14 protein-coding genes and 1 other annotated feature are annotated in these 15548 nt (G+C 33.9%); all 14 genes read left to right on the top strand.

Annotated features, from left to right (window positions below):
* The coding region (locus J2Z76_RS16425; RefSeq protein ID WP_483414544.1) for an EF-Tu C-terminal domain-related protein at positions 1-186 on the top strand (186 nt) is incomplete at its 5' end.
* A 299-nt stretch (positions 187-485) separates the two neighbouring features.
* Positions 486-635 (top strand): 50S ribosomal protein L33, encoded by a 150-nt coding sequence (gene rpmG / locus J2Z76_RS16420; RefSeq protein ID WP_019227378.1) that lies wholly within the window; start codon positions 486-488, stop codon positions 633-635.
* A gap of 17 nt (positions 636-652) precedes the next feature.
* Entirely contained in the window at positions 653-868 is a 216-nt protein-coding gene (gene secE / locus J2Z76_RS16415) for a preprotein translocase subunit SecE (RefSeq protein ID WP_209513146.1), read from the top strand.
* A 43-nt stretch (positions 869-911) separates the two neighbouring features.
* Positions 912-1439 (top strand): transcription termination/antitermination protein NusG, encoded by a 528-nt coding sequence (gene nusG, locus J2Z76_RS16410; RefSeq protein WP_209513145.1) that lies wholly within the window; start codon positions 912-914, stop codon positions 1437-1439.
* Positions 1440-1503: 64 nt separating this feature from the next.
* A complete protein-coding gene (gene rplK, locus J2Z76_RS16405) occupies positions 1504-1929 on the top strand; it encodes a 50S ribosomal protein L11 (RefSeq protein WP_209513144.1) in 426 nt (141 codons plus the stop codon).
* A 76-nt stretch (positions 1930-2005) separates the two neighbouring features.
* Positions 2006-2704, top strand: a complete 699-nt coding sequence (rplA, locus tag J2Z76_RS16400; RefSeq protein WP_209513143.1) for a 50S ribosomal protein L1 — start codon at positions 2006-2008, stop codon at positions 2702-2704.
* A gap of 47 nt (positions 2705-2751) precedes the next feature.
* Positions 2752-2871: a sequence feature (ribosomal protein L10 leader region), on the top strand.
* Between the two features lie 310 nt (positions 2872-3181).
* Positions 3182-3688 carry a 50S ribosomal protein L10 gene (rplJ, locus tag J2Z76_RS16395; protein ID WP_209513142.1) on the top strand — a complete coding sequence of 169 codons (507 nt, stop codon included), beginning with the start codon at positions 3182-3184 and terminating at the stop codon, positions 3686-3688.
* Positions 3689-3715: 27 nt separating this feature from the next.
* Entirely contained in the window at positions 3716-4096 is a 381-nt protein-coding gene (gene rplL / locus J2Z76_RS16390; RefSeq protein ID WP_209513141.1) for a 50S ribosomal protein L7/L12, read from the top strand.
* Between the two features lie 379 nt (positions 4097-4475).
* A complete protein-coding gene (rpoB, locus tag J2Z76_RS16385; RefSeq protein ID WP_209513140.1) occupies positions 4476-8219 on the top strand; it encodes a DNA-directed RNA polymerase subunit beta in 3744 nt (1247 codons plus the stop codon).
* A gap of 71 nt (positions 8220-8290) precedes the next feature.
* The gene (gene rpoC, locus J2Z76_RS16380) at positions 8291-11815 is read left to right on the top strand and encodes a DNA-directed RNA polymerase subunit beta' (protein ID WP_209513139.1); all 3525 of its coding nucleotides are present in this window, start codon (positions 8291-8293) and stop codon (positions 11813-11815) included.
* Between the two features lie 171 nt (positions 11816-11986).
* A complete protein-coding gene (locus J2Z76_RS16375; RefSeq protein ID WP_209513138.1) occupies positions 11987-12241 on the top strand; it encodes a ribosomal L7Ae/L30e/S12e/Gadd45 family protein in 255 nt (84 codons plus the stop codon).
* 25 nt (positions 12242-12266) lie between these two features.
* Positions 12267-12686 carry a 30S ribosomal protein S12 gene (gene rpsL / locus J2Z76_RS16370; protein ID WP_209513137.1) on the top strand — a complete coding sequence of 140 codons (420 nt, stop codon included), beginning with the start codon at positions 12267-12269 and terminating at the stop codon, positions 12684-12686.
* A gap of 118 nt (positions 12687-12804) precedes the next feature.
* Complete coding sequence (gene rpsG / locus J2Z76_RS16365) at positions 12805-13275, top strand: 30S ribosomal protein S7 (protein WP_209513136.1); 471 nt, start codon at positions 12805-12807, stop codon at positions 13273-13275.
* A 62-nt stretch (positions 13276-13337) separates the two neighbouring features.
* A complete protein-coding gene (fusA, locus tag J2Z76_RS16360; protein WP_209513147.1) occupies positions 13338-15404 on the top strand; it encodes an elongation factor G in 2067 nt (688 codons plus the stop codon).
* The last annotated feature ends 144 nt before the right edge of the window (positions 15405-15548 follow it).

Here is a 15548-nt window from a genome sequence, read left to right as displayed (position 1 = left end):
AGAACAACAGATATTACAGGATCAATAGATTTACAAGAAGGCGTAGAAATGTGTATGCCTGGAGATAATGCAACATTTACAGTAGAATTAATCCACCCAATAGCAATAGAAGAAGGATTAAGATTTGCAATCAGAGAAGGCGGAAGAACTGTTGGATCTGGAGTTGTTGCTCAAATAATCAAATAATTAGGTAGACAAATGATAAATAACGTATAAAAATTGAAAAAATATATTGACAAACTATAATTAAAAGTATATCATGTCTTAATGTAGATGATTGAAAGTAGCTTTTGCTTTAGCAGAAGCTATTTTTAATGATGATTATAATTCTAATTGTAAATGTTAAAAAAATAAAAAAATATTGACACACCAATTATTTTGTGATATCTTAAATTGGATAATGTTTAAAAATCGGTACCTATATTGTATGATGATAAAACATACGATAATAATATAAATAATATAGATCCTTGGAGGTGTATAAAATGAGGGTTGCTGTAAAATTAGCTTGCACAGAATGTAAGCAAAGAAACTATGACACAGAAAAGAACAAAAGAGAAAATCCTGAGAGAATAGAATTGAACAAGTATTGTAAATTCTGCAAAAAACATACTCTTCATAAAGAAACAAAATAATTTACTGAGGTGTTTAAATGTCAAATAAAGAGAATGAAAACAAACCAAAAGTAACAGCTAGAATTAAAAATTATTTTAAAGGCGTTAAATCAGAATTAAAAAAGGTAAATTGGCCTACAAGAAAAGAACTGATAAACTATACTATAGTTGTACTTGCTACTGTAGGAGTTATGGTTGTAGTTATATGGGGATTGGATCTTGTTTTTGGAAACATAATTGGATTAATTGTATAATCGTCTAAATTGTTTATAATGTTTAAAAAGGAGTACAGCGGGTATGAAACAAGAGTCACAAGGATCAAGATGGTATGTTGTTCATACATATTCGGGGCATGAAAATAAAGTAAAGGCTAACATCGAAAAGCTTGTAGAAAACAGAGAAATGCAAGATATAATTTTTGAAGTTAGGGTGCCGGTTGAAGAAGTATCAGAAACAAAAAACGGCAAGAAGAAAATAAAAGAAAGAAAGATGTTCCCAAGTTATGTTATTATAAAAATGATTATGACTGATGAATCTTGGTATCTTGTAAGAAATACAAGGGGAGTTACGGGCTTTGTTGGACCAGGATCTAAACCAGTTCCTTTGTCAGATGAAGAAGTAAAGGCACTTGGAGTTGTTGAAAGACTTCCTGCTATAGAACTTGACATTGATGATACAATTAAGGTTATGGAAGGACCTTTTGAAAACTTCATAGGTACAGTAGAAAGCATAAGTCAAGAAAAAAGAAAAATCAAAGCTTTTGTATCAATGTTCGGGAGAGAAACTCTTATCGAACTTGATTATAATCAGATTGAGAAAGTTTAATAACTTTTCAATAAATAGTAAATAAACAGATACCGTCGTTAAACGATTAAGGAGGTGCAACGATATGGCAAAAAAAGTAATGGCTATAGTTAAACTGCAGATTCCAGCAGGAAAGGCTACTCCAGCTCCACCAGTTGGAACAGCATTAGGACCTCACGGTGTGAATATAATGGGATTTTGTAAAGAATTTAATGCCAAAACAGCAGATCAAGCGGGTATGATTATACCAGTAGTATTAACTGTATATCAAGATAGATCATTTACATTTATCACAAAAACTCCACCAGTAGCAGTACTAATAAAAAAAGCAGTTGGTATCGAAAGTGGTTCCGGAGAACCTAACAAAAAGAAAGTAGCAACTATTTCAAAAGAAAAAGTTGAAGAAATTGCTAAGGTAAAAATGCCGGATTTAAATGCTAACACTATTGAAGCTGCTATGAGTTTAGTAGCAGGAACTGCAAGAAGTATGGGTGTAAACGTAGAAAAGTAAAAATTAAAAATTAAAATGTAACACGGCAAACAGTGGGAGGCCTTAAGGCTGTATGACCACAGAGGAGGTAATTTATATGCCAAAAAGAGGAAAAAAATATCAAGATAGTATGAAGTCATTTGATAAAATAAAATTATATGACTTAGAAGAAGCTGTAGCACTTATGTTAGGTACAGCAAAAGCTAATTTCGATGAGACTATTGAAGCTCACGTGAAATTAGGTGTAGATTCAAGACATGCAGACCAACAAGTAAGAGGCGCTGTAGTTCTACCTCACGGAACAGGTAAAACTGTACGTGTATTAGTATTTGCAAAGGGCGACAAGGCTAAAGAAGCTGAAGAAGCTGGTGCAGATTATGTAGGTGAAGCTGAATTAGCTGACAAAATTCAAAAAGAGAACTGGTTTGATTTTGATGTTGTAATTGCAACTCCAGATATGATGGGTGTAGTTGGTAGACTTGGTAGAGTATTAGGTCCTAAGGGATTAATGCCTAACCCTAAATCAGGAACAGTAACTTTTGATGTAGCAAAAGCAATTCAGGAGATTAAAGCAGGTAAAGTTGAATATAGACTTGATAAAACAAATATAATTCACGTTCCTGTAGGAAAAAAATCTTTCGGTACAGAAAAATTAGTTGATAACTTAAAAAGTATAATGGATGCAATTGTAAAGGCTAAACCAGCTGCTGCTAAAGGTAAATACTTAAGAAGTGTTACTGTAGCAAGCACAATGGGACCTGGCGTTAAGATTAATCCATCGAAATTAATGGACTAGACTAATATTTGTATTGACATAAATATAGAACTATTGATATAATTCAAGCGACAATTAAATAAATACCGCAGACAGTTGGTGTTCTAAGGAACTTAAATACCCAACCGAGGTGAGATTAATAAAAATTATTTCTCTTCGTCTGCGGGGAGAATTTTTTGTATGCCCTAACCCAATTTCTTCGACTGTAAGGAGAAAGAAATTGTTGGTAGGTCAACCGCAATGAGCTCCAAATTTATGCGAACGATAGTGAGCAAATAAATTTGTGATGCGAGACTGCGTAAGGCCCTAACCCAATTTCTTCGACTGTAAGGAGAAAGAAATTGTTGGTAGGTCAACCGCAACGAATTTCCAATGTATGCGACGCAAGGAGCAAATGCATTGGTGAATGAGACTGCGTATCGAACAACATTATTTAACTAAAGTGTATAGTAAGAATTATAGACTTTTTTATACCACTAATTAAGGAGGTGTAACGGTATGAATCAAACAGTATTAGAACAGAAAAAACAATTAGTTACTGAAATAACTGAAAAGTTTAGAAGTGCTAAATCGGTTGTGTTAGTTGAATACAGAGGTTTAACTGTTGAAAAAGTAACAGAATTAAGAAATAAATGCAGAGAAGCAGGTGTTGAATATAAAGTTTACAAGAATTCAATGATGAGTTTTGCGTTTAAAGAATTAGGTTATGAAGATTTTAATGTTAATCTTGAAGGCCCGAATGCTATAGCGATGTCATTTGATGATGAAGTTGCTGCTGCAAGGGTGACTAATGATTTTGCTAAAACAAGCAATGATGCAGTAAAAATAAAAGCAGGTATTGCTGAAGGCAAAATAATGAATGCTAGTGAAGTTCAAGAATTAGCAAGTATACCATCAAGAGAGATACTTCTTGGTCAATTGGCTGGAGTATTACAAGGAAATATTAGAAACCTTGCTTATATGCTTGATCAAATAAGCAAAAAAAATGAAGAAATAGCAAGCTAATTAAATATAAAACGGAGGTAAATAAAAATGGCAAGTGAAAAAATAACAAACTTTGTTGAAGAAGTTAAAAAATTAACAGTTTTAGAATTAAATGAATTAGTAAAAGCAATAGAAGAAGAATTTGGTGTATCAGCAGCAGCACCAGTGGCAGTAGCTGGTGGCGCTGCTGGTGGAGCAGCAGCTGCAGAGGAAGAAAAAACTGAATTTGATGTTATATTAACATCAGCTGGTTCAAGCAAAATAAAAGTTATAAAAGTAGTTAGAGAATTAACTGGACTTGGCTTAAAAGAAGCTAAAGAAGCAGTTGATGGAGCACCTACTACATTAAAAACTGGCGTATCTAAAGATGATGCTGATAAAATGAAAGCTGCATTAGAAGCTGAAGGCGCATCTGCAGAAATTAAATAATTTAATTAAATTAATAAATAAAAAAGACTTTACAGTAATTTGTAAAGTCTTTTTTCACTAATTGGGCAAAATTACAATTCTCATATTAACCTAGTAAATATTTACAAAACTATAATTAATATGTATATTACTCATGAAATTGTAAATAATATAAATTATAGTCTGTGTATACGGACGCAAAGACCTAATAAAATTTCAATAAACTAAATATATATATAAAGTAACAATAATTATATTTTTTATTAAGATATTTAAAGAATATTCAAAAAAATATTGACATAAAAATTGTATAATGTTATTATTATATAATGCATAAGCATAAAATGTTGGCATAAAAATTGTAAGCCAACAAAATAATTATAAACTAAGGGGTGAAAAAATGCCGCATCCTGTGAAAATAGGTAATAGGGTAAGGATGTCTTACTCTAAAATTGATGAAGTTTTAGAGCTGCCGGATCTAATTGAAGTTCAAAAAAGATCCTATGAATGGTTTATCAATGAGGGCTTGAAAGAAGTTTTTGATGATATTTCCCCAATAGAGGATTATACCGGCAATTTGATTTTGGAGTTTGTTGACCATGCTTTATATGGTGAACCAAAGTATAGTCAAGTTGAATGTAAAGAAAGAGATGCAACTTTTTCTGTTCCACTTAAGCTTAAAGTAAGATTGATAAACAAGGCGACAGGTGAAATTAAGGAACAAGAAGCGTTTATGGGAGATTTTCCTCTAATGACTGAAAAAGGTACATTTATAATAAATGGTGCCGAACGTGTTATTGTAAGTCAGTTAGTTCGTTCGCCTGGAGTGTACTATCATATGACAAGGGACAAAATCGGTAAGGAATTATATGCTTCTACAGTAATTCCAAATAGAGGTGCGTGGCTTGAATATGAAACAGACTCTAATGATATTATTTATGTTAGAGTAGATAGGACAAGAAAACTTCCTGTTACAGTTCTTTTAAGAGCAATGGGATATTCTACAAATTCTCAAATGATTGAAGCCATGGGAGAGACAGAACAGCTATTAAAATCATTAGAAAAGGATAATACTACAAATTCTGATGAAGCTTTAATAGAAATATATAAAAGACTTAGACCAGGTGAGCCTCCTACACTAGATAGCGCAACATCATTAATTAATTCTTTGTTTTTTGACCCTAAAAGATATGACCTAGCTAAAGTTGGTCGCTATAAATTCAATCAGAAGCTTAGCCTTGAAAATCGGATTGAAGGTAAGGTATCAGCTGAAGATATAATAGATAAAGAAACTGGCGAAGTAATAGTACATAAAAGTGATATTATTAAAATAGAAGCCATAAGAAAAATAGAAGCAGCAGGTATATTTACTGTCGATATAATAAACTCTGAAGATAAAGTTACAAGAGTTGTTAGCAATGGTTTTGTATATCCTGATGTTTTTGGATTAGATATAGATTTTGAAAAACTCGGATTAAAAGAACGAGTTTATTATCCTGTTATGAAGAAGATATTAGAAGAAAATAGTTCCTTAGATGAAATTGAACGAGCTATAGTAGATAGCTACAAAGAATTATCTCCTAGACACATTATTGTTGAGGATATGATGTCTTCTGTAAACTATCAATTAGGTTTATTTAAGGGTGTAGGAAATATTGATGATATAGACCATTTAGGCAATAGAAGAATTAGATCTGTGGGAGAACTTCTCCAAAATCAGGTTAGAGTTGGTTTGTCAAGAATGGAAAGAGTAGTTAGAGAAAGAATGACAATTCAGGATGTTGATGTTGTAACACCACAAGTGTTAATCAATATTAGGCCAGTATCTGCTGCAATAAAAGAATTTTTTGGAAGTTCTCAGTTGTCGCAGTTTATGGACCAAACAAATCCTTTAGCTGAACTTACTCATAAAAGAAGAATGTCAGCTCTTGGACCTGGTGGTTTGTCAAGAGATAGAGCAAGTTTTGAGGTTAGAGACGTTCATCATTCTCATTATGGAAGAATGTGCCCAATTGAAACACCAGAGGGTCCTAATATAGGTTTGATTACATCTTTAGCTACATTTGCTAGAATTAACGATTATGGTTTCTTAGAATCACCATATAGAAGAGTTGATAAAGAACGTGGTGTAGTAACAGATAATATAGATTACATCACTGCGAATGTAGAAGATAATAAAATAGTAGCACAGTCAAGTGAGCCTTTAAATGAAGATGGTTCTTTTGCAAATTCTAGAGTTGTTGTAAGAGGTATAAATGGAGCTAATGAAATAGTTCCAAAAGAAATGGTTGATTATATGGAAGTATCCCCTAAACAGGTAATATCTGTTGGAACAGGAATGATACCTTTCCTTGAAAATGACGATGCTAACCGTGCGCTTATGGGTGCTAACATGCAGAGGCAAGCAGTGCCTTTACTTATAACGGAGGCACCTGTAATTGGTACTGGTATGGAGTATAAAGCTGCGAAGGATTCTGGCGCGGTTGCCGTTGCTCAAAATGATGGAAAAGCAGTATCTGTTACTGCATCTGAAATTTTGATTAAAAGAAATGATAATGGTATGATAGATAAATATCCACTGTTAAAATTCAAGAGATCAAATCAAGGTACATGTGTTAATCAGAGACCTATAATCTCCAGAGGAGATGAAATAAAAAGAGGTCAAATAATTGCTGATGGACCATCGACTGAAAATGGAGATATCGCTATAGGTAAAAACCTCCTTATGGGCTTTATGACATGGGAAGGATATAACTATGAAGATGCTATGTTATTAAATGAAAGACTTGTTATGAATGATGTTTTAACATCAGTTCATATAGAAGAATATGAGTCTGAAGCTAGAGATACAAAACTTGGACCTGAAGAAATAACAAGAGATATACCTAATGTAGGTGATGATTCTCTCAAGGATTTGGATGAAAGAGGAATCATAAGAATTGGTGCCGAAGTTGAATCAGGTGATATTCTAGTTGGTAAGGTAACTCCAAAAGGGGAAACTGAACTTACAGCAGAAGAAAGACTTCTTAGAGCGATATTTGGTGAAAAGGCTAGAGAAGTTAGAGATACATCTCTTAAAGTTCCTCACGGTGAGGCTGGTATTATTGTTGATGTAAAAGTCTTTACCAGAGAAAATGGAGATGAATTAAGCCCAGGAGTAAGCAAACTTGTAAGAGTTTATATAGCAACTAAAAGAAAAATTAATGTCGGCGATAAAATGTGCGGACGCCATGGTAACAAAGGGGTTATTTCTCGTATAATGCCAGAAGAGGATATGCCTTATTTACCAGATGGTACACCATTACAAGTAGTTTTAAATCCTTTAGGGGTTCCGTCACGTATGAACATTGGTCAGGTATTAGAGGTCCATTTAGGGTTGGCAGCTAAAAAATTAGGATGGCATGTTGCTACACCTGTTTTCGATGGTGCATCTGAGGACGATATTTTTGATGCTCTTGAAATGGCTGGATATCCAAGAAGTGGAAAAATAGAACTTAGAGATGGTCGTACAGGTGAATATTTTGATGGACCTGTAACGGTTGGATATATGTATATGTTGAAATTGCATCATCTTGTTGATGACAAGATACATGCAAGATCTACAGGACCATACTCCCTAGTAACTCAACAGCCATTAGGAGGAAAAGCTCAATTTGGTGGTCAAAGGTTTGGAGAGATGGAGGTTTGGGCTTTAGAAGCATATGGTGCAGCTCATACACTTCAAGAAATATTTACTGTTAAATCAGACGATGTAACTGGTAGAGTAAAAACATATGAGGCTATAGTAAAAGGTGAAAATATCCCTGAGCCTGGAATTCCAGAATCCTTTAAAGTACTTGTAAAAGAATTGCAGAGTTTATCTCTTGATATAAAAATAGTTACAAGTGAACAGGATGAAGTTGAAATAATTGAAACTGTTGACGATGATGACGATGATTATCCAGTAGACAAAGAAAATATTGGCGCTATCAAATATGAAGAAGGGGCAGAAGGTATGACTGAAATAGACGTACAAGATGACCTGGCTGATATTGATGACATTGATGATATTGATGAAGTTGATGAAGTTGATGAAGTTGATGAAGTTGATGACTTGGATATTGACGATGAGTTGTTAGATGATGACGATGATGACGAGTTTTAAGATTAAAATTATAGAAATTATAATTGAAGTTAACAATAACTTGAAAAAAAATAAAGAAGGGAGCGAACTCCTTGGTAGATTATAATAATTTTGAATCAATTAGAATAGGCTTGGCTTCTCCAGAAAAAATCAGACAATGGTCAAGAGGAGAAGTAAAAAAACCTGAAACAATTAATTACCGTACATTGAAACCTGAAAAAGATGGACTTTTTTGTGAGAAAATTTTTGGACCAACAAAGGATTGGGAATGTCACTGCGGAAAGTATAAGAGGGTAAGATATAAAGGTGTAGTGTGTGATCGTTGTGGAGTTGAAGTAACAAAAGCTAAAGTAAGAAGAGAAAGGATGGGGCATATTGAACTTGCAGCCCCGGTTTCTCATATTTGGTATTTTAAAGGAATACCAAGTAGACTTGGTTTGATACTTGATATGTCACCTAGAGCTTTAGAAAAAGTATTGTATTTTGCTCAATATGTTGTTACTGAAGCGGGAGATACTTCGTTATCAGAAAAGCAATTGTTAACTGAAATGGAGTATAGAGAGTATAAGGATCATTATAAAAATGCTTTTAAAGCAGAAATGGGAGCGGAAGCTGTAAGAAAGCTCCTTATGAAGATTGACCTTGAAAAAGAATCAGTGGAGCTAAAAAGCCAGTTAAAAGATAGCAAAGGTCAGAAAAAAATTAGAATTACTCGTAGACTTGAAGTAATTGAAGCATTTAGGATTTCTGGGAACAGACCTGAATGGATGATACTTGAAGTAGTGCCTGTCATACCACCAGAGCTTAGACCTATGGTTCAGCTTGATGGCGGAAGATTTGCTACGTCGGATTTAAATGATTTATATAGAAGAGTAATAAATAGAAATAATAGGTTAAAAAGGCTTCTCGACCTTGGAGCTCCTGATATAATTGTAAGAAATGAAAAAAGAATGCTTCAAGAAGCAGTAGATGCTTTAATAGATAATGGAAGAAGAGGAAGACCTGTAACTGGTCCTGGTAATAGGCCTTTAAAATCATTATCTGATATGTTAAAAGGTAAGCAAGGACGTTTTAGACAGAATCTTCTTGGAAAAAGGGTTGACTACTCAGGACGTTCAGTTATAGTTGTTGGTCCTGAACTTAAGTTTAATCAGTGTGGATTGCCGAAAAAAATGGCTCTTGAGTTATTTAAGCCTTTTGTAATGAAGAAACTTGTTGAAAATGGCTTAGCTCATAATATTAAAAGCGCAAAAAAGAAAGTTGAAAAGGTTGATAATTCAGTATGGGATGTATTAGATGAAATAATTAAAGACCACACTGTAATGTTAAATAGAGCGCCAACACTTCATAGATTAGGAATTCAGTCTTTTGAACCAGTTTTAGTTGAAGGTAAAGCTATTAAGCTTCACCCACTTGTATGTACTGCATATAATGCAGACTTTGATGGCGACCAAATGGCAGTTCATGTTCCTTTATCTGTAGAAGCACAGGCAGAATCAAGGTTTTTAATGATGTCGGTAAATAATATTCTTGCACCTAAAGACGGTAGACCAATTACTACGCCAACACAGGATATGGTACTAGGTAGTTATTATATGACTCTTGAAATAAAGGATGTTAAGGGTCAAGGACTGATATTTAAAGACTTTGAAGAAATGACAATGGCTTATTACAACAAAGTTGTTGATTTGCATGCTAGAGTTAAGTTACGAGTTGTTAGAGACGGTGAAGCAAAGCTTGTTGAAAGTACTGTAGGAAGATTTATCTTCAATGAAGATATTCCGCAAGATCTTGGTTTCATTGATAGAGATGTAGATAAATTTTCACTTGAAATTGATGAAACTGTAACTAAAAAAATTCTTGAAGAAATAATTTATAAATGCTTTAGGACACATGGAAATTCAAAAACAGCTGATGTGCTTGACGGTATAAAATCAAAGGGATACAGATATTCAACAGTTGGTGCTATTAGTGTAAGTATTAGTGATATAACTGTTCCAGAAGAAAAGAAACTTTTGATAGAAAAAGCTGAAAAACAAGTTCTTGAATATGAGAAAAAATATCGTAGAGGTTTGATGACTGACGATGAGAGATATGAAAATGTTATAAAAATTTGGAATCAGACTACAGAGGATGTTACAAATGCTCTTATGGGTAATTTGGATGAGCTGAACAGTATTTATATAATGTCAGTATCTGGAGCCCGTGGTGGTCGTAACCAAATTAAACAGCTTGCAGGTATGCGTGGACTTATGGCGAGTGCCTCTGGTAAAACAGTTGAGATTCCTGTTAAATCTAACTTCCGTGAAGGACTTTCAGTTCTTGAATTTTTCTTGTCAGCTACTGGAGCTCGTAAGGGTTTAACGGATACAGCTTTAAGAACCGCGGATTCAGGATATCTTACTAGAAGGCTTGTTGATGTAAGTCAAGATGTTATAATTAGAGAGACAGATTGTGGAACAACTGATGGTATAGAGGTTGAATCATTTATAGATGGAAAAGAAGTTATTGAAGAATTAAGTGAAAGATGTGCAGACAGATATGCATCAAATGATATAATCAACCCTCAAACAGGGGAAGTAATGGTTAAATCAGGAGAATTTATATCTGAGAAACTTTCTAAAAAAATCCAAAATGCTGGTATTAAAAAAGTAAGAGTAAGGTCAGTACTTACATGTAAAACACCTCATGGTGTATGTGCTAAATGTTATGGAACAGATCTTGCTACTGGTAAACTTGTTCATGTTGGTAATGCTGTTGGTATAGTAGCAGCTCAGTCAATAGGTGAGCCAGGTACTCAGCTTACAATGCGTACTTTCCATACAGGCGGTATTGCTGCAGCTGCGGATATTACACAAGGTTTACCTCGTATAGAAGAGTTGTTTGAAGCTAGAAAACCTAAAGGGCAATCTATAATTTCAGATATCCCTGGTGTTATAACTCTTACAGAAAAAGTTCATAAGAGAGAAGTTACTGTAACTAACAATGCTATGAGTGATAGTAAAACATATCTGATACCATATGGCTCAAAAATACTAGTTAGTGAGGGTGAACAAGTAGAAGCTGGTGATAAAATTACTGATGGTTCTATTAATCCACATGATATTCTTAGAATAATTGGTGCAAAAGCATTAGAGTCATATATATTGATGGAAGTTCAGAGAGTTTATAGAATGCAAGGTGTTGATATTAGTGATAAGCACGTTGAAGTAATAATAAGACAAATGATGAACAAGGTAAGAATTGAAGAAGCTGGGGATACTAATTTGCTCCCAGGAAGTCTTGTATCGACATATGAGTTTGAACAACAAAATGAATTAGCTATACAAGCTGGTAAAGAGCCTGCAGAGGGTGAAACTACACTTCTTGGTATTACAAAATCATCTTTAGCTACTGATTCGTTTTTATCTTCGGCTTCATTCCAAGAAACTACAAGAGTTTTAACTGATGCAGCAACAAAGGGTAAAGTAGATGCACTTCGAGGACTGAAAGAGAATGTTCTAATTGGAAAATTAATTCCAGCTGGTACAGGAATGAAGAAATATAGAAATGTAGGTATTACGATACCTGATATGGTCCATGATGAAGAGATAGAAGTTGAAGAAGAAGTTGAATAGTATAATTATATTTAAAAAATAAGTAAAGTGATAAAAAATCAATTTATTAAAAAATGTTTGACATATAAAAAATATAATGATAAAATACTCAAGTGTTTTAATCCTTTAAATTATTAAAAATTATGTTTCTAATAAGAAACATAATTTTTATAGTGTTTGAAAGGTGATGAAATGGTTAATAATATAATAAACAAAGAAGAAAAAAAGAAAGTAGTAATAGGTAAAAAGCAGACTTTGAGAGCACTGCTTAAAGATGAAGCAGAAAAAGTGTATATTTCAAGGGATGCTGATTTTCACGTTACGGAACCTATTGCACAAGCTTGCAAAGATAAGAATATCGAAATAGCTTATTTCGATAATATGAGAGATCTTGGAATAGCTTGTGGTATAGACGTAAACGCAGCGGCGGCTGCCGTTTTAAAATAGATATAAAAAAGAAGGAGGTGCACGAATGCCAACAATTAACCAGTTAGTGAGAAAAGGAAGAAAAGCAGTAACTTATAAATCCAATTCTCCAGCATTAAATGTAAGCTATAACTCATTACAAAAAAAGTTAAATGAGACAAACTCACCACAAAAAAGAGGAGTATGTACTTCAGTTAAGACAGTAACACCTAAAAAACCTAACTCAGCTCTTAGAAAAATAGCCAGAGTTAAGTTAACAAATGGTTCTGAAGTAACTGCATATATTCCAGGTGTAGGCCACAACTTACAAGAACATAGTGTTGTTCTTATAAGAGGAGGTAGAGTTAAAGACTTACCAGGGGTTAGATACCATATAGTTAGGGGTACCCTTGATACAGCTGGTGTAAACAAGAGAGCTCAATCTAGATCTAAATATGGAACTAAGAAAGAGAAGAAAAAAGCATAACAAGTTAGACGATATCCGGCACATATGCCATAATATATATATTACGCATGTTGTGCACAACGGCAAAACATATTGTCGAGTACCTGTGAATTAAATTTTTATTAAGGAGGGAAGTACAGTGCCAAGAAAAGGACACATACCAAAAAGGATAGTGATGGAAGATCCTATCTACAAAGATAAAGTTGTGAGTAAACTAATAAATCAACTAATGTATGATGGAAAAAAAGGTGTTGCTCAAACAATCGTTTATGATGCATTTGATATCATAAAAGAAAAAACAGGTGAATCTCCTGTTGAAGTTTTTACTAAAGCTATGACTAATATCATGCCAGTACTTGAAGTAAAAGCAAGAAGAGTTGGTGGTGCAACATATCAGGTTCCAATAGAAGTAAGACCTGAAAGAAGACAGACATTAGGACTTAGATGGTTAGTAACATATTCTCGTAAAAGAGGAGAAAAGACTATGCGTGAAAGGCTTGCAAAAGAGTTAATGGATGCAGCTAATAACGTAGGAGCAAGTGTTAAGAAAAGAGAAGATACACACAAAATGGCAGAATCTAATAAAGCATTTGCTCATTTTAGGTGGTAATTATAGCTAAAAATGAAAATTAAAATAATAATGAGATTTTAATTAGCAGCTAGAAGGAGGAAATAATGAGAGAATATTCTTTAGAAAAAACAAGGAATATTGGTATAATGGCGCATATTGATGCAGGAAAGACTACATGCACCGAAAGAATCCTGTTCTATACTGGAAAAATCCACAAAATAGGAGAAACTCACGAAGGTGCATCTCAGATGGACTGGATGGAGCAAGAGCAGGAAAGAGGAATAACAATAACTTCAGCTGCTACTACATGTAAGTGGAAAGATGTAAGAGTAAACATTATAGATACACCAGGGCACGTAGACTTTACAGTTGAAGTTGAAAGGTCATTGAGAGTGCTAGATGGCGCTGTAACAGTATTTGATGCAAAAATGGGGGTTGAACCTCAATCTGAAACAGTATGGAGACAAGCGGATAAATATCATGTTCCAAGAATTTGTTTTGTAAACAAAATGGATAAATTAGGTGCTAACTTCTTTTATTCAGTAGGTACAATGATTGAAAGATTAAAAGCTAACGCTGTTCCTATTCAGTTACCTATAGGTACTGAAGATGAATTCCATGCTATCATAGATCTTGTGGAAATGCATGTGGTAAAATACAATGATGAAACTGGAGCTAATCTTGAAATCATTGAAATACCAGAAGATTACGTAGATCAAGCAAATGAATACAGAGAAAAATTAATTGAAGCAGTATCTGATTTTGATGAAGAGTTGATGGAAAAATACTTAAATGGTGAAGAAATCACAACTGCTGAATTAAAAGCTGCTATAAGAAGTGCAACTATAAATGTACAGATTATACCTGTGCTTTGTGGTTCTGCATATAAAAACAAAGGTGTAAGACTTTTATTGGATGCAGTAATTGATTACTTGCCAGGTCCTTTAGACGTACCACCAATGAAGGGTTTTGATCCTGATTCAATGGAAGAAATAGTGGTTCCGGTATCAGATGATTCCCCATTAGCAGCATTAGCATTTAAGATAATGACAGATCCATTCGTAGGAAAGCTTACTTTCTTTAGAATTTATTCTGGTACTATGGAATCTGGTACTTATGTATTGAATTCTACTAAGAATAAGAAAGAAAGAATTGGTAGAATCCTTCAGATGCATGCAAACAAGAGAGAAGAAATAAAAACATCTTATACGGGAGATATAGAGGCAGCTGTTGGTTTAAAACAAACTACAACTGGTGATACATTGTGTGATCCTGATCACCCAATAGTATTAGAATCTATGGAATTCCCTGACCCAGTTATAGAAGTAGCAATTGAACCTAAAACAAAGGCAGGACAAGAAAAAATGGGAGTTGGTCTTCAAAAGCTTGCTGAAGAAGATCCAACATTCAGAACTTTTACAAATCCTGACACAGGTCAAACAATAATTGCTGGAATGGGAGAACTACATTTAGAAATCATAGTTGACAGACTTATGAGAGAATTCAAGGTTGAAGCAAATGTAGGTAAACCTCAAGTTTCTTACAAGGAAACAATTTCAGGTACAGCAGATGTTGATTGCAAATATGCAAGACAATCTGGTGGTAAAGGACAATATGGTCACGTTAAAATTATCATGGAGCCTCAAGAACCTGGTGAAGGCATTACATTTGTTAATGCAATTACAGGTGGAGCTATTCCAAAGGAATATATACCAGCTGTTGAAGCAGGAATAAGAGGTGCAGCAGAAAATGGTATTCTTGCAGGATATCCAGTTATTGACTTCAAAGTTAAATTATACGATGGATCATATCACGATGTAGACTCAAGCGAAATGGCATTTAAAATTGCTGGATCTATGGCCTTTAAACAGGCAATGGCTAAGGCATCGGCAGTATTGTTAGAGCCTTATATGAAAGTTGAAGTAACAACTCCAGAAGAATATTTAGGAGATGTTATGGGAGACGTAAGCTCAAGAAGAGGAAGAGTTGAAGGATTCTCAGATAGAAGTGGAGTAAAGATTGTAGATGCTTTTGTTCCATTATCAGAGATGTTTGGATATGCAACAGTACTTCGTTCTATGTCTCAAGGTAGAGCAAGCTATGCAATGGAATTTGACCATTTTGAAAAAGTTCCTAACAGCGTAGCTGAAAAAATAGCAGCTAAGTAACAAAAATATAAATCATAAATAGATAAAATTATATCTAAAAAATAATCCGGGAGGAAATATTAAATGGCAAAACAAAAATATGAAAGAACCAAACCACATGTTAATATTGGAACCATAGGACACGTTGACCATGGTAAAACAACA

Source organism: Sedimentibacter acidaminivorans, from assembly GCF_017873955.1.
Lineage (GTDB): Bacteria > Bacillota > Clostridia > Tissierellales > Sedimentibacteraceae > Sedimentibacter > Sedimentibacter acidaminivorans.
The sequence above is the reverse complement of the archived record's forward strand: the minus strand, read 5'-3'. Positions and strand labels throughout refer to the sequence as shown.